This is a genomic window from Protofrankia symbiont of Coriaria myrtifolia, from assembly GCF_900634755.1.
Lineage (GTDB): Bacteria > Actinomycetota > Actinomycetes > Frankiales > Frankiaceae > Protofrankia > Protofrankia coriariae.
In genome coordinates this window covers 21605-40724 of the sequence record NZ_CAAAFS010000313.1, presented here as the reverse complement: position 1 = coordinate 40724, position 19120 = coordinate 21605, and the positions used below count along the sequence as shown (strand labels likewise).

Genomic DNA, 19120 nt, shown 5'->3' with positions numbered 1-19120 from the left:
CACTAGCGGCGCAGCGGCACAGCGAGGACATGGCGGCGAACAGCTACATGGACCATGTCAGCCTGGACGGCCGGACGATGACCGACCGTGCGACCGCGTCCGGTTACCGTTACCGGATGCTGGGTGAGAACGTCGCGGCCGGTCAGAACAGCCCGGCGGAGGTGATGGACGGCTGGATGAACAGCCCCGGCCACCGTCGGAACATCCTCAACGGGGAGTTCACCCAGATCGGGGTCGGCTACGCGCGTGGCGGTAGTTACGGCATCTACTGGACTCAGGTTTTCGGCACGCCCGCCTGACAGGGAAACCGCGGGGGAAATGCAGGCTGTCGGAGCGGTCTGTCGAGTCTGCCGGTCACCGCGGCCGGTGCGGATTGACCGGTGGCGGTGACCGGTCGATCCGGCAACCCGTGCCGGCTCGGCAGGGCTGTGGCCCATGGGGCCTGTCGGCGGTTATGGGGCCTGCTGGTAGATGTGGACGTAGTCGATGTCGACGCTGCTGGGGAACTGAGTGGCGCTGTTGGGCGCACCGCCCCAGCTGGAGGAGCCGCCCACGTCCAGGTTCACCATCAGGTACATCTTTTCCGAAGGAACCAGGCTCGTCAGGTGACCGGTCTGCACGCCGTCGATGTAGAAGGTCAGCGATCCTGGCTCCCACCTGACGGCGAAGTTGTGATAGTCGGCGCTCCAGTCCGAGTGCCTGGTCTTGAACTGGTTCTCACTGCCGTGCCTGGTGTGCAGTGTCTGGAAGATGGTCGTCTGGTCCTCACCGATGAATTCCATGATGTCGATCTCATCGAGTGTGTAGGCCGGGTTGTACAGCCAGATCGCGGGCCAGAACCCCTTGCCCTTCGGCAACTTGGCGCGGACATCCACATAACCGTAGGTGAAGAAGTACCGCTGGTCGCTGTTTATGATGCCGCTGGTGTACGGAAACGTCCTGCCCTTGAAGTTGTAGGGAGCCCTGCTCGCGGTCAGGTGCGCCTTGCCGTCGCTCTGCGTCACCGCGGACGGCGAATAGCAGTTCTGCGAGCCGTGGTTGCCGGAGTTGGCCCCGCACTGGGCGCCCTGCCAGACGTTGGTGACCCACTTGGCGGTGTCCAGCACAGGTGCGTCGAACTCGTCGCCGAACACCAGGCGCCAGCTGTCGTCGAGCCCTGGTGGCCGCGTGGCGGGAGCGGGCGCGAGCAGCGGGAGAAGCGGATTCACCGCCGGCGGGGCCGGGGCCGGGGCTTGGGCCTGGGCCTGTGTGGGCGCTGCCTGCTGTGCCGGCCCCGCCGTGGGCGGTGCTGACTGAGCCGGCTGATCGCCCGCGGCCGCGGACGCGGACGCGCCGGGCGACGGATGCGCTGCCAGGTAGGCCTTGGCGGCCTGCTGCCCGATAGACGAAACAGACGGGGAGGACTCCGGTGACGTGGACGTGCGAGGAGCCTGGCAGCCCGCCAGGGCGACACCCACTGGTAGTGTCAACGTCATCGCCAGGAGCCGCCACCGAGTCCTGAATCTGGACTTGGTCGGTGCGGAGGACTGAAGTCTGGGCAACACGAGTCCTTACATGTCCGGTCCCCTCCGGCGGAGGGCAGCGTAACACGCCCCTGTGCGCACACCTAGCGCCGACAAGCGACGTTCCAGCATCCTAACAGGAGTAGATCTATTTTTAGGATGATATGTCATGATGGGCCCGTTTCTCCGCCGCCGGCCATCGTGTCTGGTCGCCGCGTCTGTTGGTAGCCGTCGTCCAGTACCGGATCCCCGATTTCGGGGAGCTCAGTTTCGCGTGGCGTAGCGCACAACGCCGTCCCCGGCGGTGGCCGCGACCAGTTGGTCGTGCTCCACCAGCAGGTCGAGGTGCGCCTCGATCTCGAGGACGGCCAGCGTCTGACTGGTCGTGTCGAGTTCGTCCAGTCGGCGTTCCCGGCGGGTCCAGCGCATCGCCGCCGCGACCTGGAACGCCGTTTCGGCACCCGCGCGAACATTGCGGGCGGCGGTGTCCAGACGGGCCTCGTGATGGGCCAGCAGCTCCTCGACCCGCCGGTGCACACTGGTGGTGACCGGGCCATGCGCGGGCAGCAGCAGTGTGTCGGGCAGACCGCCCATCAGCCGCAGCGACTGCAGGAAGCTGCGCAGCGGCGACGGTTCGGGCGCCCACTCGAACCCCAGCGACGGGGTGATGTGCGGTAACACATGGTCGCCGGCGAACAGCAGGCCGTTGGTGCTGTCACGGAGCACCACATGGCCGCGGGTGTGCCCCGGGGTGGCGAGGACGTCGAGCTTGCGCTCCGCCAGGCCGACGACATCGCCGTCGTCGAGCCAGCTGTCGGGGGGACCCCACGGCGCGTTCTGCGAGTGGTCCGTCTCGTGCACCAGGTATCGGGCGTAGCGTTCGGCCAGCTCGGGGGCACCGCAGCGCAGCAGCATCGCGATCTGCGGGCGGGTGAGGACCTCGGATTTCTCACCGGCGAGTATCGAGTGGTGCTCCCCCCAGCCGATGCTGACCTTCGTCCCGAACCGCGCGCGCAGGGCGAGGGCCTGGGTGTAGTGGTCGTGGTGCGCGTGGGTCACCATCACGCGGGAGACGTCGTCGAGCTGGTAGCCGAGCGTGCTCAGAGCGGTGGCCAGCGCGGATTCGGTGGACGGCATGGCCCACCCGGAGTCCACCACGACCAGGCCGTCGACGTCCGGCACGACGTAGACGTTCACCGCGCGCAGACCGCTGTACGGCAGCGGGAGCGGGATGCGGTAGACCCCGGCCGCCACCGGGTGTGCGCCGGGCTCCGTCCAGTCGTCGGGTTGTTCGTTCGGCGGCGGTGGCACGCACGTCTCCTCGATTGGTTCTTCGGCTGGTGGTCGCGGCGTTTTCGATCTGTCTAAAGATAATTGGAATTAATACGATTTTACTGTGCTGATCGGTCACCTGCCTCCCGATCGCGCCAGTTTCGCCGGCAGCACGCGAATGACCCAGGACGCGAATAGGCCGTGATGCCCCGCCCGGTGGCCGGTTCGTTGTCGACGACGGACATGCCCGCGACGCTCCCGGCCGGATCGAGCCGCCGCCAGTGTCCGCCGCCGGCCGCGCTGCTCTCAGCCTCCGCCGTAGGTGGATTCCGTCGTGATGACAGCGCTTTCCACCTACAGGCGCGGAAGCCGTAGGTGGAAAGCGTCGCGATGGCAGCGGTTTCCACCTACAGCCGGCGGCTACCGGCCAACGCGGGTATCGGGCAGCCGGGGCGGTGACAGACAGCTGTCCGCGCGTCGGGTTCGACGTCGGAACGCAAGAGCCCGCCCCCGACCGGCGCGCGGCCGGGGGCGGGCTCTGGGAGGCCGGGCCGTGGCAGCCAGGCAACCAGCCCGTCACCACGGCGGCGGGCCGCGGGCGACGGGCTGTGGGTGGGGGACGCGGGTGACGGGGCATGGATCCGGTCAGGCCCACTTGCCGGCGACGACACCGGCCATGTGGTTGAGGAGCAGATGGGCCGCGAGCTGGGAGATCTGGTCGAGGCGGTCCAGCGGGGGACTCACCTCGTTGATGTCGATGCCCACCACGGGGACGGCGCCGCTGATCTCGAAGACGGCGTCCGCCACCTCGTGGGTGAGCAGACCGCTGCCGTTCGGGACGCTGGTGCCGGGTGCGAACGCCTGGTCCAGGCAGTCGATGTCGACGGAGATGTACACGCCGTCGGTGTCCCGGGACACATGGCTGATCGCTTCTTCCAGAGTCTCCCACCAGCCACGCCGACGGATCTCGTAGGGCGTGCGGACGAGCACCCCCTGCTCCTCCGCGGAACGCATGTAGTACTCGGAGTAGATGGGGGCGCTGATGCCGGGCTGGGCGGTCACCGAGTAGTCGATGACATCTTCCAGGGTCTTCATCCAGTGGCCCGAGTGTTCCTTCCTGGGGATCGGCGGGCGGGCGTCGAAATGGGCGTCGAAAACGATCAGTCCGAATCGCCGGCCCGGGTTCCGCCGGAGCAGGCCGCGGAAAATCGGGTCGGCGATCGAGTGGTCACCACCGAGAAAGACCGGATGCTGTTCCGGGGGAATTCCGGCCACGGCTTCGGTGATATTCGCGTAGGTTTCCGGCAGCGAGTGGACGACGTCGACCCGGCCGAGGTCGACCAGTCGGACGTGGTCCAGCGAGACTCTTTTATCGGTGCAGTAGAGGGAGAACCCGTTGAACGCGGTCCGAATGCCCTCGGGCCCGAAACGGGTTCCCGGTCGATGGCTCACCGCGTAGTCGAACGGGATCCGCAGGAACGAGAAGACGGCGTCGTCCGGCGTGGTCTGGTCGACCCAGCTGTCGGCGACCCAGCATATTGTCGGGTCGTCGACGACCTTCGTGTGCATCGTGCGTTCTTCCTCTCGCCGGTATCTTCTCGCCTACGGCTTCGCGGGCGCCTGCGCGGGCAGCGTGTCGGCGGGGCGGGCGCCCGCCGGCAGGATTTCCACGTCGACCGCCCGGCTGCGGGCACCCCGCCGGTGGATCTCGACCTGTGAGATCTCGTCCAGCGCGTTCTCCATCACCGGGTCGGCTTCGTGCCGGTTACGCCAGTGCAGGTACTGCTCGGTCTTGCGGTCCATCGGCCCGAGATCGACGCCCCGCCACTGGCGTTCGCGCAGCAGGCAGAAGCCGTTCTGGTCGGGCTGGCGCACGCGCCGGGCATAGGTCGACTGCCAGATGTCGGCCAGGCTGTCGTGGCGCAGATGGCCCAGCAGGCGGCCGAGGCCGTTGCAGTCGTACACCTCGCCGAAGAGGTTCACGAACAGGCCCACGTTGACCTGGCGGCACCGGTAACCGCCCCCCATGGGCCGGCTGGGAACGTATTCCAGGCCGTATTCCTCGCGGTCGATCCGGGTCATGAACTCGATGAGCTCGTCGGCCCGCCGCTTCTCGAAGAGAACCTGCCGGTGGTCGGCCATACCCTCGGGAATGAGGGTCATGATGTAGTTGTGCACGTTGTTGTCGCGGCACCAGCGGAAGATCGTGTCGATCTCCTCCATGTCCTGGAAATGCAGGGTCACGACCATGTCGATGGCCATGCGGGTGGGTATCGTCGAGGCGAATCCCCGTTCGACGAGCAGGTGTAGCGCCCTGGTGGCGACCCTGCCGTAGCCCTTGACGCCGACCATCTTGTCCTGCACCCGTGGGTCGTCGGAGTTGTGCTTGATGAAGATGGTTGCGCCGAGCCGGTACAGCCGGTCGATCGTCAGCTCGTTGAGATGCCAGCCGCTGGTGAAGACGACCGGGATCATGCCGTTGTCGTGGATGTACTCCAGAATCTCCCAGAAACCGGGATCGATCATCGGTTCGCCCGCCCCGGGGAACTCGATGGTGGTGGCTCCGAGTTCCCTGGCCTGGCGGATGATGTCCTTGTGCTGTTCGGTCGTCAGCTCGGTGCGGTTCGGCACGTCGCTGTAGCGGTCCGGGGTGCGGTCGCAGTAGAAGCACTTGAGCTGGCACTCGCCGGTGAAGTCCATGTCCAGGTGCAGCATGCGTGCATGCGCCTGTGCCTCGGCTACCGTGCTTTCGCAGTAGTCGGTGCCCCTGGCCCAGAGATCCTCAATTCGCTGGCGGGCCGCGACGATGTGCGGCAGGTTCTTCCGATCGGCCACGGTGATGCTCTTGCCCATGGGTTCTCACGCCCTTTCTCCGGTGGATCCGGCGCGGCACCAGAACGGTTGACGCCCGGTCCGCCGGTCAGTTCACGACGGCCTCTTCCCGTTGCCCGGTTCCCGCCGGTTCGCCGGGACGTTCCCGAAGCAGGAAACGCTCGTTGCAGTGCATGTGGACGAGGGCGACCAGGAGCAGTGCGATACCGGCGAGCTGGGGGAGCGCAAGTCGTTCGTCGACGAGCAGATACGCGGCGAGCCCCGCGACGACGGGATCGAGCATGCCGATGACCGTCGCCGGGAACGCGTCCACCTGTCGCAGTCCGCGCAACAGCAGCCAGTACGGCACGACCGTGGCGAAGACCCCGATAAAGAGGATGTAGGCAACGGTGGACGGTCGATAGTCGATCCGGTCGAGCGGGAGGACGGGGACGAGTACGAGCCAGCCGACCGCCGACATCACGAAGGTGTGAAAAGTGAGGGTCGTTGTCTCAAGGTCGAGTCGTCGTGCCCGGTTGCCGGCCATGTTGTAAAGGGCGAAGGCGAGCCCGCACAGCAGCCCGGCCGCGAGCCCCAACCGGTTGGCCCGGAAGATGTCGGCGTCGTACGCGCCCGTGAGCAGATAGCAGCCGAGGACGCTCATACCGAGCACGGTGACGCTAGCCCGGTTGAGCAGATGAGTGCCCTGGCCCAGCCCGATCAGGATGACGAAGACCGGTGCCGTGTACTCGAGCATGATGGCGACGGCCACGTCGGTCCTGCTGATGGCTATGTAGAATGTCAGGTTCACCATGATCAACAGGATCGTCATGATGCCGAGATGCCCGAGCTGGGCCCGATTCACCGGGAGGATTCTGGCGCGCGCGAACACGATGACCGGGACAAGCGCGACGGCCGCGCAGAAAGAGCGCAGAGCGGTCAGCGAAACCGCGGACATATTGTCGTTGAACAGCACCTTCGCGACCGCGCCTGCGAGCCCGAAGAGCGCCGACGCCGCGGATATGCACAGATAACCCGACAGCGTCCGCTGAGATTTCTCCACGCCCGCACGTGTCATGTCTGGGCGTCTCCTCGCCATCAAATAATGCGAGGGGAACGGCAGCGCGTAACAGGTTAGGAGCAGAGCCGTGTTCGGGTCAAGGAATCCTAATCATGATCTTGCCGAGTGATGCCGGCGAGAATGGTTCGACCTGTCCGCGGGAACGTGCTTGACGCTGGCTGGCGTAAATTTCCGATACTTTCCTGGTGATCTTGAAGAGATCTCCGGGTGGGTGCGGCCTCCACAGGAAAGTACCTGACCGGCGGTGGACGCTCGCCACAAGGACGCCACAAGACTGGCATAAGACTGGCATAAAACCGACGCAGGACCGGAGCGGGAACAGCGCAGGGGCGAACGCGGCCGGACGTGCGTGTACGCGCCCGGTACAGGCTGGCGCGGGGCCGACACCGCGGCTGGGGCGGGCAGCGCGGACGGCGTCCCGCGCCGCCCAGGCGGGGCCTCCTGCATCCCTCCCGCATCCCTCGCGCCGCTGTCCCCGCGCTTCCTACGTAGTGGTCAGGTCACGGCGCAGAAACGAGGCGAGCGCGCCGAGGCCGGCGAGCAGCCCGATGCCGACCATGACGGCTGCCGCGACCGGCCGGAACGGCTGGGCCGGCACGAGGCCGACGTGGGCGAAGGGAGTGAGGTCGAGCAGCCACCGCGGTGGGCTGAGCAGAGAGCCGACGAGCTGCCAGAGGAAGGTGACCGCGACCAGACCGTAGGCGATGCCGCTGGCGGCCCGGGGCACGAGCGCGTAGCCAAGGGCGCCGAGGCCGAGGAACAGGCCGGCGGTGGGAAGGGTGTTGGCACCGGCTTCGAGCAGGCTCGGCAGCGCGACGCGCACACCGGAGGCGGCGGCGCCGGCCCAGGCGGCCAGGCCGGCGGTCAGGGCGATGGCGGTGGCGGCAACGCCGGCGAGCACGAACCGTCCGGCGAGCCAGCCCCCGCGGGAGAGCGGCTGCGCGAGCAGGGTTTCCAGATGCTGTGCCTCGTCCTGACGCAGGACGCCGATCTGGACGCAGGCGAACAGGCTGACCGCCAGGGTGACGAACAGGAACAGGAACGCGAGGTAGCCGGTGGGCGTGAGGATCGACCCGGAGCCCAGTTTGGCGATCTCGCGCTGCACGTTCTGCGGCACGTCGGCGCTGGAGATGCTGTGCGAGACCGTGCCGAGGACGAACATGAAGATCGCTACCGTGCCCAGCCACGCGGCGAGGACGCCGCCCTGGCCACGCAGCGCCTGCGACGTGGTCGACCGCAGCAGGTGCAGCCAGGGGTCGGCGCTGTCGCGGCTGGGCAGCAGCCCGGCGCCGATGTCGCGTCCGCGGACCAGGCGGGTCGCCACGGCCAGCAGCACGCCAGTGACGACCACCGGCAGGAGCAGGACCAGCGGCCGGGCCCCGGTGAGGGGACGCAGCTGCTCGGCCCACCCCAGCGGGGTCAGCCAGCGCAGCCAGCCGAGCCCGGCGACGGTGTCGGCGAGGACGCGCAGGAGCAGCAGCACGCCGGTCACGGCACCGCCGAGGGCAAGCGCGGCGCGCCGGGACGCGGCGAGCTGGCCGGCCAGCGCGCCGATACCGGCGCAGGTCACCGCGACCGACGCGGCCGCCGTGGCCAGGCAGGCCGAGCCTGCGACGGGGAGCCCGGTGACGACAAGGCCGGCGAACTCCGCGAGCCACAGCGCCCCGACACCGGCGGCGATCGCCGTGTAGGCGGCGGTGTACAGGACGCGGCGGGAGACCGGGCCGGCGAGCAGGTGGTCGGTTCGGCCGCTGTCCTCCTCGGCGCGCGTCGCCCGCACGGCGGCGAGCAGCCCGAACACGGCGGCGGCGATCGCGAGCACGCCGCCGACCCGCCAGGCGGCGTAGCCGGCGATGGTCTGGATCTGGTGGGGCTGCCCGTAGAGCAGCCGTAGGCCGGTGTTGTCGGCGAAGCCGCGGGCGAACGCCAGCCGGTCGGCGGTCTCGGGATAGGTGTGCCGGTATCCGACCGGTTGGACGTAGGAGTAGACGGCGAAGAGGTAGGCGAACACGACGGTGCGGGTCCGGGCGTCACGTAGGGCCCGCCCGGCCAGCGGGACCATCACGCCACCACCGCGTCCGCGTCCGGGTCCCGGCCAGGAGCGGGGTGCCGCCGGCACGGCCGGCGGGGCCGTCACGGTGGGGTCAGTCATCGATCCTGCCCCGGGCCGGGTCGGCGTAGTGGTGCAGGAAGATCTCCTCCAGGGAGGGCTCCTGGCTGGTCAGGGTCGCGACCGGGTGCCCGGCGAGCGCCGCGATGACCGGGCCCACACCCCCGGTGGTCCGCAGCCGCAGGCCGCTCGGGCCGACCGGCTGCACCTGCACACCGGGCAACGGCGGCAGCTGGGGCGCCGGGCCGGTGAAGGTGACCTCGACGGTCTGGGCGTGCAGGTGCCGCAGCTGGGCCAGGGTGCCCTCGTCGACCAGCCGGCCGCGGCGCAGGATGCCGACCCGGTCGCAGAGGGCCTCGACCTCGCTGAGGATGTGCGAGGAGAGCAGGATCGTCTGGCCGCGTGACCTGGCCTCCTCGGCGCAGTGGCGGAACTCCACCTCCATCAGCGGGTCCAGGCCGCTGGTCGGCTCGTCAAAGATGAGCAGATCGGCGCGGGTGGCCAGGGCCGCGATCAACTGGACCTTCTGCCGGTTGCCCTTCGACAGCGCACGTACCTTCTTGCGCGGGTCGAGCTCGAAGCGGCTGACCAGTTCGTCGCGGTAGGCCACGTCCACCCCACCGTGCAGGTGAGCCAGAAACTCCAGTGTTTCCGTCCCGGTCAGTGACGGCCACAGCGCCGGTTCGCCGGCGACGTAGGCCACCCGCCGGTGCGCGGCGACCGGCTCCGCCCAGGCGTCGATCCCGAACAGGCGGGCCCGGCCGGCCGTCGGGCGGTGCAGCCCGAGCAGCAGCCGGATCGTCGTGGTCTTGCCTGCGCCGTTCGGGCCGAGGTAGCCGTATGCCTCACCGGGCGCGATCGCCAGGTCGAGCCGGTCGAGGGCGACGGTGTCGCCGTAGTGCTTGGTCAGGCCCTCGGTGTAGATTGCATACATGATCTTTACATTCTACGGAACTTTCACGATTTTATGAACATAGTGAAGGCGGCGAAGTGAAGGCAGCTGAAGGACGCCGGCCGGAGGGGGATCCGCGAGCGGTGGAGCGGTTCGTCGAACGCTTCGCCGGAGCGCTCGTGGACGCCGGCATGCCGCGGATGCCCGCGCTCGTGTTCGCGGCGTTGCTGGCCACCGACGACGCCCGGCTCACCGCCGAGGAACTCGTCGACCAGCTGCGGATCAGCCGGGCCGCCGTCTCCGCGGCCGTGCGCTATCTGACCGGTCTGGGCATCCTGCGCCGTGAACGCCAGCCGGGCTCCCGCCGGGAGCACTACGTCTTCGAGGACGACAGCTGGTACGAGATGGTCGCCCGCCGCGAGCAGGTGCTCGACCGGTGGATCGTCACCGCCCGGGCCGGTATCGACGCGGTCGGGGCCGCCAGCCCGGCCGGCACGCGGCTGGCCGAGTCGCTCGCGTTCTTCGAGTTCCTGCAGGCCGAAATGCCAGCCCTGCTAGCCCGCTGGCGCCGCCAACAGGCCCGCCCAAGCTAGTGGTACTTCGTCCGCCACGGCAAATATCCGGCCCAACAGCGTGGGCGTCGAGGATCAGGCCCGGTCAGTGGGTGCGGGGGAACAGGCGGGCGGGGAAGGGGTCGGCCCGCCCAACGGAGCCGCTGGCGAGGCGGGTGCCGTACCCGCCGGAGGGGGCGACCCGCCGGGAACCGGAAAAACCCGGGTTCGAACCTGCGTAACCCGACGAGGAATCTTTGCCTGACTTGGGTGACAGAATCGAACTCAGAACCAGCGAAAGGCAGTCGACCTGTGCCCCAAAATAGCTAGTCTGAGTGAGAAGCACTCGATTTATGAACTCTCTATAACTAAGATACTACGCTGTGTGCCCCCGGCAGGATTCGAACCTGCGCACCTGCCTCCGGAGGGCAGTGCTCTATCCCCTGAGCTACGGGGGCTCCAGGACGACGGGTCTTACCGTACCAGGCCCGTGGGGGTAGTCATCCGGCCAGGTGGCCGTAAGCTCCGGATGTGTACTGCGAAGCCCCGCGCGTCCTCGTCGTCGACGACGACGCTGTGATCCGCCAGCTTGTGGTGGTCAACCTCGAGCTGGAGGGCTTCGAGGTGTACACCGCGGTCGACGGCTTCGACTGTCTGGAGCGGGTCCGGGCCGTCGCGCCGCATGTGATCACGTTGGACGTCATGATGCCGCACCTGGACGGCTGGGACGTGGTCGCCCGCCTGCGCGAGGATCCCGCCACGGCGGACATCGCGGTGATCCTGCTGTCCGCGCGCGCCCAGGCCGCGGACCTCAGGCGTGGGGAGCGGCTGGGGGTGGACTACTACCTCACCAAGCCCTTCGATCCGGACGAGCTGATCGGGGTCGTGCGCCGCCTCGCCGCCGGCCGTGACCAGCCGGTCTGAGGCCACGGCCGGCCTGTCCGAGGTTCGGTAGCCCGGCCGGGACCGTTGCGCGCCGATAGCATCACGCCATGACCCCGGCCGATCTCGCGGAAACCCTCCGGGCCATCGTCTGCGATCTTGTCGCCGACGATGAGCTCGACGTGGAGGCACCCACGATGGTGCCGGTCGAACGTCCCAGGATCGCCGGCCATGGTGACTACACCACCGCGATCGCCCTCCGGCTCGCCCGGCCGGCGCGGCGGCCACCGCGGGAGATCGCGGAAGCGGTCGCGGCCCGGCTTCGGCTGGATCAGGCGGTGTCCGGCGTCGATGTCGCCGCTGGCGGCTTCCTGAACATCCGGCTGGCGAGTGACGCCCGCGGAGAGATCGCCCGGATGATCGTGCGGGCGGGCGACGGCTATGTCCGTGACACCGCGGCCCGTGACACCGCGGCCCGCGGCGTCACGCCCGGTCGCCCGTGGCCGGATGGCGATAATGATCACGCCGGCCGCCGTGACGGCGACGATCACGCTGGCGGCGTGCGCGCCGTAACCGGTTCGACGGCCGACCCGACCGACCTGGCTGACACTGGCCTGGCTGACCTGGCCGATCTGGTGAGCACGGTCGGAACGGACGCGGCCCGTTATTCGCTTGCCCGCCTCCCACCGGGCAGCGCCGGCGCGCGCGATATCGACCTCATCGACCTCGATGTCATTACCAGGCAGGCCAACGGCAATCCGGTTTTCCGCGTCCAGTACGCTCATACTCGGATTTGTCTGCTGCTGCGTAATGCCGGGCAGTTGGGGCTGGGGGTGGATGTCGAGGGCGCGGACGTGTCCCTGCTGACCCATCCGCGTGAGGGCGATCTGCTGCGGGCGCTGGGTGATCTGCCGAGGGCCGTCGCGGCCGCGGCTGAGCTGTGGGCACCGTACCGGGTCGCGCGTTACCTCGAAGAGCTTGCCGATACCTACCATCGTTTCCACGGGGTATGCGAGGTGCTGCCCCGTGGAAACGACGCGGCAGGGGCGCTCACCGGGGCGCGGCTGCTACTCGCCGACGCGACCAGGATCGTGCTTGCCGGGGGTCTCCACCTGCTGGGCGTGTCGGCTCCGACGAGGATGTGACTGTCGTGCGTGACCAGGCCCGTTCACCCGTCCGCCAGCCGGCGCCCACCGGCGGCTGTGCCAGCGCGTCCGTCGGCGCCACGAGGTGTCTTGTCCCCACGTCGGCGCGGCCGGCGCCGACGCTCCCGACGGGAGCGACGCACGGTGGGCATGGTCATGGTGGGGCAGGCCATGGTGAGAAATCCGGTGAGGAATCCGCGATGAGGAACCGGCGATGATGAGGATTGCGCTGCTGGGGTGTGGTGTGGTCGGCAGCGACGTCGTCCGGCTGCTGCACACCCATGCCGAGGATCTCGCCGCCCGGGTGGGCGCGCCGCTGGAACTGGCCGGCGTGGCCGTCCGCCGCCCGTCCATCGCGCGCGACATCCCAGTCGATCCAGCGGTTTTCACCGGGGACGCGGCGGCGCTGGCGACCCGGGACGACATCGACATCGTCGTGGAGGTGGTCGGCGGCATCGAACCGGCCCGCGGCTGGCTGCTCGCCGCGCTGCGCGCGGGAAAGTCGGTGGTGACGGCGAACAAGGCGCTGCTGGCCACCCACGGCGCGGCCCTGTACGACGCCGCCGCCGCGCACGGCGTGGACCTCTACTACGAGGCGGCGGTCGCCGGCGCGATCCCGTTGCTGCGCCCGCTGCGGGAGAGCCTCGCCGGTGACCGGGTCCGCCGGGTGCTCGGCATCGTCAACGGCACCACCAACTACATCCTCACCCGGATGGACGAGACCGGCGCAGGCTTCACCGAGGCCCTTGAGGAGGCGACCGCGCTCGGATACGCCGAGGCCGACCCGAGCGCGGACATCGACGGCTTCGACGCCGCCGCGAAGGCGGCGATCATCGCGCAGCTGGCGTTCCACACCCGGGTGACCCTGGACGACGTCCACCGGGAGGGCATCGGCGACGTCACCGCCGCGGACATCGCCAGCGCCCGCGCCATGGGCTGCACGGTGAAGGCGCTCGCCATCGCCGAACGGTCGGTGGAGGCACCTGGAGTAAGCGTGCGCGTGCATCCGGCGATGATCCCGCGGGCGCATCCGCTGGCGGCGGTCCGGGACGCGTTCAACGCGGTGTTCGTCGAGGCGGAGGCGGCCGGCCAGCTGATGTTCTACGGTCGTGGGGCCGGTGGCTCGCCCACGGCGTCCGCGGTGCTCGGCGACCTGGTCGCGGTGGCGCGCAACCGGCTGGCCGGCCGGCGTGGCCCGGGGGAGTCCGCCTACGCGGCCCTGCCCGTCCTGCCGATGGGCGCGACCGTGACGCGCTACCACATCAACCTGGACGTGACGGACAAGACCGGGGTGCTCGCCTCGGTCGCCGCCGCGTTCGCGCGCCAGGACGTGTCCATCCAGAGCGTCCGCCAGGACGGTCACGGCGACGACGCGAGTCTGGTCCTGATCACGCATGCGGCCACCGACGCGGCCCTGGCCGCGACCGTCGAGGAGCTGCGGGAACTGGACGTCGTCCGCGCCGTCGCGAGCGTGATGCGGGTCGAGGGAGGTGAGCTGTGACGACAACATCGCGCGCGGCGACAGCGCCGACGACATCCCCAGAAGGGACGGTGCCGACCGAGTCGCGTGCCGCGACGGCGCCGACAACGGCACGAGCGACCGTGGCGGCACTCGCGGCCGGGGAGGCAGGGGCCGCCGGAGGAGCGCACGCCCCCGAGGCGCCCCCGGCCGCCAGGACGCGACGGGTGTGGCGGGGAGTGATCGAGGAGTACCGTGATCGGCTTCCGGTCTCCCCGGACACGCCGGTTGTCTCCCTCCGGGAGGGCGGGACCCCGCTGCTGCCCGCGGCTCACCTGTCCGACCTGACCGGCTGTGATGTTCATCTCAAGATCGAGGGTGCCAACCCGACCGGTTCGTTCAAGGACCGCGGGATGACGATGGCCATCAGCCGTGCGGTCGAGGCGGGTTCCCAGGCGGTGATCTGCGCGTCCACCGGCAACACCAGTGCCAGCGCCGCCGCGTACGCCGCTCGTGCCGGGCTGACCTGCGCCGTGCTGGTGCCGAACGGCAAGATCGCGCTGGGGAAGCTGGCGCAGGCCCTCGTCCACGGGGCTCGCCTGCTACAGCTCGACGGCTCCTTCGACGACTGCCTGCGGGTCGCCCGCGAACTCGCGGACACCTTCCCGGTCACCCTTGTCAACTCGGTGAACCCGTTCCGCCTGGAGGGGCAGAAGACCGCCTCCTTCGAGATCGTCGAAGATCTGGGCTCGGCTCCCGACGTCCACTGCCTGCCTGTCGGAAATGCGGGAAATATAACAGCTTACTGGCGCGGCTACGTCGAGGAGGACGCGCGCAGCGGCGCCGGCCGGCCTCGCATGCACGGTTTCCAGGCGGCCGGTGCCGCCCCCATCGTGCGCGGCAGCGTGGTGGACCGTCCGCAGACGATCGCCACCGCGATCCGGATCGGCAATCCCGCGTCGTGGGACCTTGCCGTGCGGGCCCGGGACGACTCCGGCGGCGGGATCGACGCGGTGACCGACCGGCAGATCCTCGCGGCCTACCGGCTGCTCGCGCACCGCGAGGGCGTCTTCGTCGAGCCCTCCAGCGCGGCGAGCGTCGCCGGGCTGTTGCAGGCCCGGGCAGCGGGCCGGGTCGAGGCCGGCGAGCGGGTGGTGTGCACCGTGACGGGCAACGGGCTGAAGGACCCCGAGTGGGCGATCAGCGGGGCGGCCAGGCCGGTGACCATACCGGCGACGGTGGCGGCCGCGGCCACGGCGCTCGACCTGCACGGGTCGTGAACCGCCCGGCGGCCGCGCCACTCCTGGCCGCGTCCCGGACGGCCCAGGCGGCCCGGGTGCGGGTACCGGCGACCAGCGCCAACCTCGGCCCGGGCTTCGACGCCTGCGGCCTCGCGCTCGGCCTGTACGACGAGCTCACCGTCACCGTCACCGGTGCCGGCCTGTCGATCGAGGTGACCGGTGAGGACGACGGCGTCCGTGACGAGACCCATCTGGTCGTCCGTGCCCTGCGGGCCGGTTTCGCCGCGGCCGGCATCACCCCGGCCGGGATCCGGCTGAACTGCGTCAACCGCATCCCGCACGGCCGTGGCCTGGGCTCGTCGGCCGCGGCGATCGTGGGCGGCCTGCTCGCGGCGAGCGCGCTGGGCGGCGGCCGCCCGGACATCCCGGAGGTCTTCACGCTCGCCTGCCGGCTCGAGGGGCACCCGGACAACGTCGCCGCCGCCCTCTACGGCGGTTTCACCATCGCCTGGCACGACAGCGACGGCCCGCCGCGGGTGGCCCGTACCGACCCTCCCGAGGATCTGCGACCGGTCGTGTTCGTGCCCACCCGCCGTCAGTCGACGGCACAGTCACGGGTGGCCCTGCCGGCGGGGGTGCCCCACGCGGACGCAGCGATGAGCGCCGGGCGGGCCGCGCTGCTGGCGATGGCGATGTCGGGAGGCCCGCGGCCCCGCTCCGGCGGAGCCGGTACCGCCGCGGTGGCCTCCCCGGGGACGCCCGGGCCGGAGAACAACGACCGCGCCGCTGCCGGCCCGGGGAACGGCCGTCGGCGTGGCGACGGACAGAACGGTTACGCCGGCCTCGCCGACGACCGGCTGGCCGGCTTCTCCGCGGGGAGGCCGGCCGGCAGCCAGACTGGGAAGCAGGTCGGGAATCAACACGTCCGGCCGGGCGCTGTGTCCTGGCGGGACGCGTTGCTGGCGGCCGTCGATGACCGGCTACACCAGCCCTATCGGCTGCCGTCCATGCCCGAGACCAGCGATCTGCTCGCCCGGCTGCGGGCGGCGGGGCTGGCGGCCGTCCTGTCGGGTTCCGGACCGACGGTGCTGGCACTGGCCGTCGACCAGGACCAGGCCGCCCTCGCGCGGACCTGCGCCGGCAGCGATTTCAGCGTGTTCGACCTGCCCGTCGACCGAGACGGGGCGCGGGTCGAGCTCGTCGTCGGCTGACAGCGCCGCCGCTGCCTCCACCGCCGCCGGTGCCTGGCCGGCGGGCGGCGTCACGACCGGTGACCGCCGCGGCGGGGGGAATCCTCCACAGCTCCCCGGGCGGTAGGCGCGGGCGTGTCCGTTCCGCGCCCGGTGCGCCTGTCCGGCATGTCCCGTAAGTCCGGTGGACGCTCCTCGCGAGTACGGCACGCTGGCTGAAATGGCCCCGGCCCGGGTGGGAAACGGATGACTCCGAAGCAATACGTCGGCAAGGATGTTGCCCAGGTGACTGCGTCTGGATAGTCTGATGACTGCACCCGCTGCCGCCGCGGCGCGTGCTCGCCCGCCGGTGCCACCGGCTCCTCGTAGCCGGAACCTGGTACCGGACTTGGTGCCTCAGCCTCGTCATCGAAGCCTCGGCCAGCACCGGTCAAGTCCTCAGCGGGACAGACGAGTTCGCACGCGGTACTCAGCCGTTGGCGCCGTTATGGGCGCTCTGCCTGCCCACCGGCGCTGAACATCGTTTCCATGTGGGATGCCCAGGCGAAGAAGGTCAACAAGTATCACCCGGCTCCCGTAAGCCGGTCCCTTCAGGGAAGGAACATCTTGAGCGACACCACCGACGTGCTGCCTGACAGCGCACGTGAGTCTGCGGGGTCACAGACACCGACGTCGTCCGTGGACACCGGCTCCACACGACGCCGGCGCTCCGGCACCGGCCTTTCGGCCATGCTGCTACCGGAGTTGCAGGCCATGGCGGCTTCGTTGGGTATCCAGGGCGTGGGACGTCTGCGAAAGGGGCAGCTCATCGCGGCGATCCAGAACGTGCAGGCTCCCAACAGCGCGGCCGGCGGCGAGGCCTCGGCCGTGACGTCGTCCGCCGCGGCTGTTCCCGCCGCGCAGCCGGAGCCGGCCGCGTCGGCACTCGACACCGCGCCGGTCACCGGCGCGCCAGCAGCGGCCGCGCCGACCGAGGCACCCACGCGTGGCCGCAGCCGCCGGGCCGCCTCCCGCGGGTCGGGCAGCCCGTCCGTCGCCCCGGCCGAGCAGGCGACCCTGACCGACGCCCTGGCCGGCCCCGGACAGGGCCAGCCCGCTGCCGTGGCCGCCTCCGATGCGACGAGCAGCGCCGACAGCCCGCGAGCCGCCGGCACGCTGGAAGCCGTCGTGGCACCGGCTGTGGCACCGGCTACGGCCGAGCCCGCCGCCGTGACGGACAACGTGCCCACCAAATCACTACCCAGCGTGAAGGATGCGCCGGTGACCGCCGTGCCGGCGGAGACGGTGGTGGCTGAACCGGCCAGCCTTCCCCGCCCGTCGGAGAACGGTAACGGCCGGGCCCGCGAGGACAGGCGTGACCGTCAGCAGCCCGATAGCGACCGTTCGTCAGCCGAACGTCCCGCGTCCAGTGAACGTCAGGGGCGCCAGCAGGGCGACCGCCCGGCGAACGACCGCCAGGGGCGTGGTTCTTCCGATCGCGGCCAGTCCGATCGCGGCCAGTCTGATCGTGGGCAGTCCGATCGTGGTTCTTCCGACCGTGGTTCTTCCGATCGCGGCCAGTCCGATCGTGGGCAGTCCGATCGTGGTTCTTCCGACCGTGGCCAGACCGAGCGGGCTCAGCCCGACCGGGGTGAGGCAGGCCGCGACGACGACTTCAGTGGGGGGAACCGGCGTAACCGGGGCCGCTTCCGGGAGCGTGGCCGTAACCGTGGACGCCAGGGCGGCGGCTTCACCGAGTCGGAGCCGGTGGTCCGCGAGGACGACGTGCTCGTGCCGGTCGCCGGCATCCTCGACGTCCTCGACAACTACGCGTTCGTGCGTACCAGCGGTTACCTGACCGGCCCGACCGACGTCTACGTGAGCCTGGCCCAGGTCCGCCGGCACGGTCTGCGCCGCGGTGACGCGATCACCGGGGTGGTCCGGGCACCGCAGGAGGGCGAGCAGCGGCGGGACAAGTACAACGCGCTGGTCCGGCTGGACACGGTCAACGGCCTGGAGCCGGAGGAGGCGCGCAGCCGCCCCGAGTTCACCAAGCTCACCCCGCTCTACCCGCAGGAGCGGCTGCGCCTGGAGACCGAGCCGCAGCTGCTGACGACCCGGGTCATCGACCTGGTGATGCCGCTCGGCAAGGGCCAGCGCGCGTTGATCGTCAGCCCGCCCAAGGCAGGCAAGACGATGGTGCTCCAGGCCATCGCGAACGCGATCACCACGAACAATCCGGAATGCCACCTGATGGTCGTTCTCGTCGACGAACGTCCCGAAGAGGTGACCGACATGCAGCGGTCGGTCAAGGGCGAGGTGATCGCCTCGACGTTCGACCGGCCGCCGTCCGACCACACCAGCGTCGCCGAACTGTCCATCGAGCGGGCCAAGAGGCTGGTGGAGCTGGGCGAGGACGTCGTCGTCCTGCTCGACTCGATCACCCGTCTCGGTCGGGCGTACAACCTGGCCGCGCCGGCGTCCGGCCGGATCCTGTCCGGTGGTGTGGACTCCACCGCGCTCTACCCGCCGAAGCGGTTCCTCGGCGCCGCCAGGAACATCGAGAACGGCGGCTCGTTGACCATTATCGCCACGGCGCTGGTGGAGACGGGCTCGACGATGGACACAGTGATCTTCGAGGAGTTCAAGGGCACCGGCAACGCCGAGCTCAAGCTCGACCGTAAGATCGCTGACAAGCGGGTCTTCCCCGCGATCGACGTCAACCCCTCCGGAACCCGTCGGGAGGAGATCCTCCTCGCACCCGACGAGCTGGTGATCATGCACAAGCTGCGTCGAGTCCTGCACACCCTGGAGTCCCAGCAGGCGTTGGATCTTCTGTTGGACAGGTTGAAGCAGACGCGGACGAACTACGAGTTCCTGATGCAGATCGCGAAGACCACCCCGGGCCAGGACTGAACCAGGACGGGGGCCGAGCCGGGACCGATCGTCCAGGGTTCCCGCGACACCCCCCGCGGGATGCCCGCCCCGAGGGCGCGCCCGGCTCT

At 69.9% G+C, this 19120-nt stretch carries 15 protein-coding genes and 1 tRNA gene; 8 read left to right on the top strand and 8 right to left on the bottom strand.

Features of this window, described 5'->3' with window-relative positions:
* On the top strand, nucleotides 1-299 hold a 299-nt coding region (locus CM1CMNOD_RS18045), incomplete at its 5' end, for a CAP domain-containing protein (protein WP_131774098.1).
* Nucleotides 300-452: 153 nt separating this feature from the next.
* On the opposite strand, the gene CM1CMNOD_RS18040 is transcribed toward CM1CMNOD_RS18045, so the two are convergent.
* The 7 genes from CM1CMNOD_RS18040 to CM1CMNOD_RS18005 form a co-directional block, all read right to left on the bottom strand.
* A complete protein-coding gene (locus tag CM1CMNOD_RS18040) occupies nucleotides 453-1208 on the bottom strand; it encodes a glycoside hydrolase family 16 protein (RefSeq protein WP_043604002.1) in 756 nt (251 codons plus the stop codon).
* Nucleotides 1209-1766: 558 nt separating this feature from the next.
* Complete coding sequence (locus tag CM1CMNOD_RS18030; RefSeq protein ID WP_013875027.1) at nucleotides 1767-2813, bottom strand: MBL fold metallo-hydrolase; 1047 nt, start codon at nucleotides 2811-2813, stop codon at nucleotides 1767-1769.
* A 606-nt stretch (nucleotides 2814-3419) separates the two neighbouring features.
* A complete protein-coding gene (locus CM1CMNOD_RS18025) occupies nucleotides 3420-4343 on the bottom strand; it encodes an agmatinase family protein (RefSeq protein ID WP_013875026.1) in 924 nt (307 codons plus the stop codon).
* Between the two features lie 33 nt (nucleotides 4344-4376).
* On the bottom strand, nucleotides 4377-5627 hold the full coding sequence (locus CM1CMNOD_RS18020) for a radical SAM protein (RefSeq protein ID WP_013875025.1): 1251 nt from the start codon (nucleotides 5625-5627) through the stop codon (nucleotides 4377-4379).
* A 67-nt stretch (nucleotides 5628-5694) separates the two neighbouring features.
* Entirely contained in the window at nucleotides 5695-6663 is a 969-nt protein-coding gene (locus CM1CMNOD_RS18015; RefSeq protein WP_013875024.1) for an EamA family transporter, read from the bottom strand.
* A 487-nt stretch (nucleotides 6664-7150) separates the two neighbouring features.
* Complete coding sequence (locus CM1CMNOD_RS18010; protein ID WP_237702852.1) at nucleotides 7151-8818, bottom strand: polyketide antibiotic transporter; 1668 nt, start codon at nucleotides 8816-8818, stop codon at nucleotides 7151-7153.
* Nucleotides 8811-9710 (bottom strand): ABC transporter ATP-binding protein, encoded by a 900-nt coding sequence (locus CM1CMNOD_RS18005; protein ID WP_013875022.1) that lies wholly within the window; start codon nucleotides 9708-9710, stop codon nucleotides 8811-8813. The genes CM1CMNOD_RS18010 and CM1CMNOD_RS18005 overlap by 8 nt, the downstream gene beginning before the upstream one ends.
* Before the next feature lie 56 nt (nucleotides 9711-9766).
* Between CM1CMNOD_RS18005 and CM1CMNOD_RS18000 the strand changes: the two genes are divergently transcribed.
* Complete coding sequence (locus CM1CMNOD_RS18000; RefSeq protein WP_013875021.1) at nucleotides 9767-10261, top strand: GbsR/MarR family transcriptional regulator; 495 nt, start codon at nucleotides 9767-9769, stop codon at nucleotides 10259-10261.
* Nucleotides 10262-10605: 344 nt separating this feature from the next.
* On the opposite strand, the gene CM1CMNOD_RS17995 is transcribed toward CM1CMNOD_RS18000, so the two are convergent.
* A tRNA-Arg gene (locus CM1CMNOD_RS17995) sits at nucleotides 10606-10677 on the bottom strand.
* Nucleotides 10678-10750: 73 nt separating this feature from the next.
* On the opposite strand from CM1CMNOD_RS17995, the gene CM1CMNOD_RS17990 reads away from it, so the two are divergent.
* The 6 genes from CM1CMNOD_RS17990 (at nucleotide 10751) to rho (ending at nucleotide 19031) form a co-directional block, all read left to right on the top strand.
* On the top strand, nucleotides 10751-11143 hold the full coding sequence (locus CM1CMNOD_RS17990; RefSeq protein ID WP_013875019.1) for a response regulator transcription factor: 393 nt from the start codon (nucleotides 10751-10753) through the stop codon (nucleotides 11141-11143).
* Between the two features lie 68 nt (nucleotides 11144-11211).
* On the top strand, nucleotides 11212-12246 hold the full coding sequence (locus CM1CMNOD_RS17985; RefSeq protein ID WP_013875018.1) for a DALR anticodon-binding domain-containing protein: 1035 nt from the start codon (nucleotides 11212-11214) through the stop codon (nucleotides 12244-12246).
* Nucleotides 12247-12463: 217 nt separating this feature from the next.
* On the top strand, nucleotides 12464-13747 hold the full coding sequence (locus CM1CMNOD_RS17980) for a homoserine dehydrogenase (RefSeq protein WP_013875017.1): 1284 nt from the start codon (nucleotides 12464-12466) through the stop codon (nucleotides 13745-13747).
* A 101-nt stretch (nucleotides 13748-13848) separates the two neighbouring features.
* Nucleotides 13849-14985, top strand: a complete 1137-nt coding sequence (thrC, locus tag CM1CMNOD_RS17975) for a threonine synthase (RefSeq protein WP_431307098.1) — start codon at nucleotides 13849-13851, stop codon at nucleotides 14983-14985.
* Nucleotides 14982-16157 carry a homoserine kinase gene (locus tag CM1CMNOD_RS21945; RefSeq protein ID WP_013875015.1) on the top strand — a complete coding sequence of 392 codons (1176 nt, stop codon included), beginning with the start codon at nucleotides 14982-14984 and terminating at the stop codon, nucleotides 16155-16157. Before thrC ends, CM1CMNOD_RS21945 begins: the two co-directional genes overlap by 4 nt.
* Nucleotides 16158-16742: 585 nt before the next feature.
* On the top strand, nucleotides 16743-19031 hold the full coding sequence (gene rho, locus CM1CMNOD_RS17965) for a transcription termination factor Rho (RefSeq protein WP_043607090.1): 2289 nt from the start codon (nucleotides 16743-16745) through the stop codon (nucleotides 19029-19031).
* The last annotated feature ends 89 nt before the right edge of the window (nucleotides 19032-19120 follow it).

Coding starts and splice junctions, on each gene's coding strand:
- CM1CMNOD_RS18025 (WP_013875026.1), bottom strand. CDS start 4,343: ATGCACACGAAGGTCGTCGACGACCCGACAATATGCTGGGTCGCCGAC.
- CM1CMNOD_RS18020 (WP_013875025.1), bottom strand. CDS start 5,627: ATGGGCAAGAGCATCACCGTGGCCGATCGGAAGAACCTGCCGCACATC.
- CM1CMNOD_RS18015 (WP_013875024.1), bottom strand. CDS start 6,663: ATGACACGTGCGGGCGTGGAGAAATCTCAGCGGACGCTGTCGGGTTAT.
- CM1CMNOD_RS18010 (WP_237702852.1), bottom strand. CDS start 8,818: ATGACTGACCCCACCGTGACGGCCCCGCCGGCCGTGCCGGCGGCACCC.
- CM1CMNOD_RS18005 (WP_013875022.1), bottom strand. CDS start 9,710: ATGTATGCAATCTACACCGAGGGCCTGACCAAGCACTACGGCGACACC.
- CM1CMNOD_RS17985 (WP_013875018.1), top strand. CDS start 11,212: ATGACCCCGGCCGATCTCGCGGAAACCCTCCGGGCCATCGTCTGCGAT.
- CM1CMNOD_RS17980 (WP_013875017.1), top strand. CDS start 12,464: ATGAGGATTGCGCTGCTGGGGTGTGGTGTGGTCGGCAGCGACGTCGTC.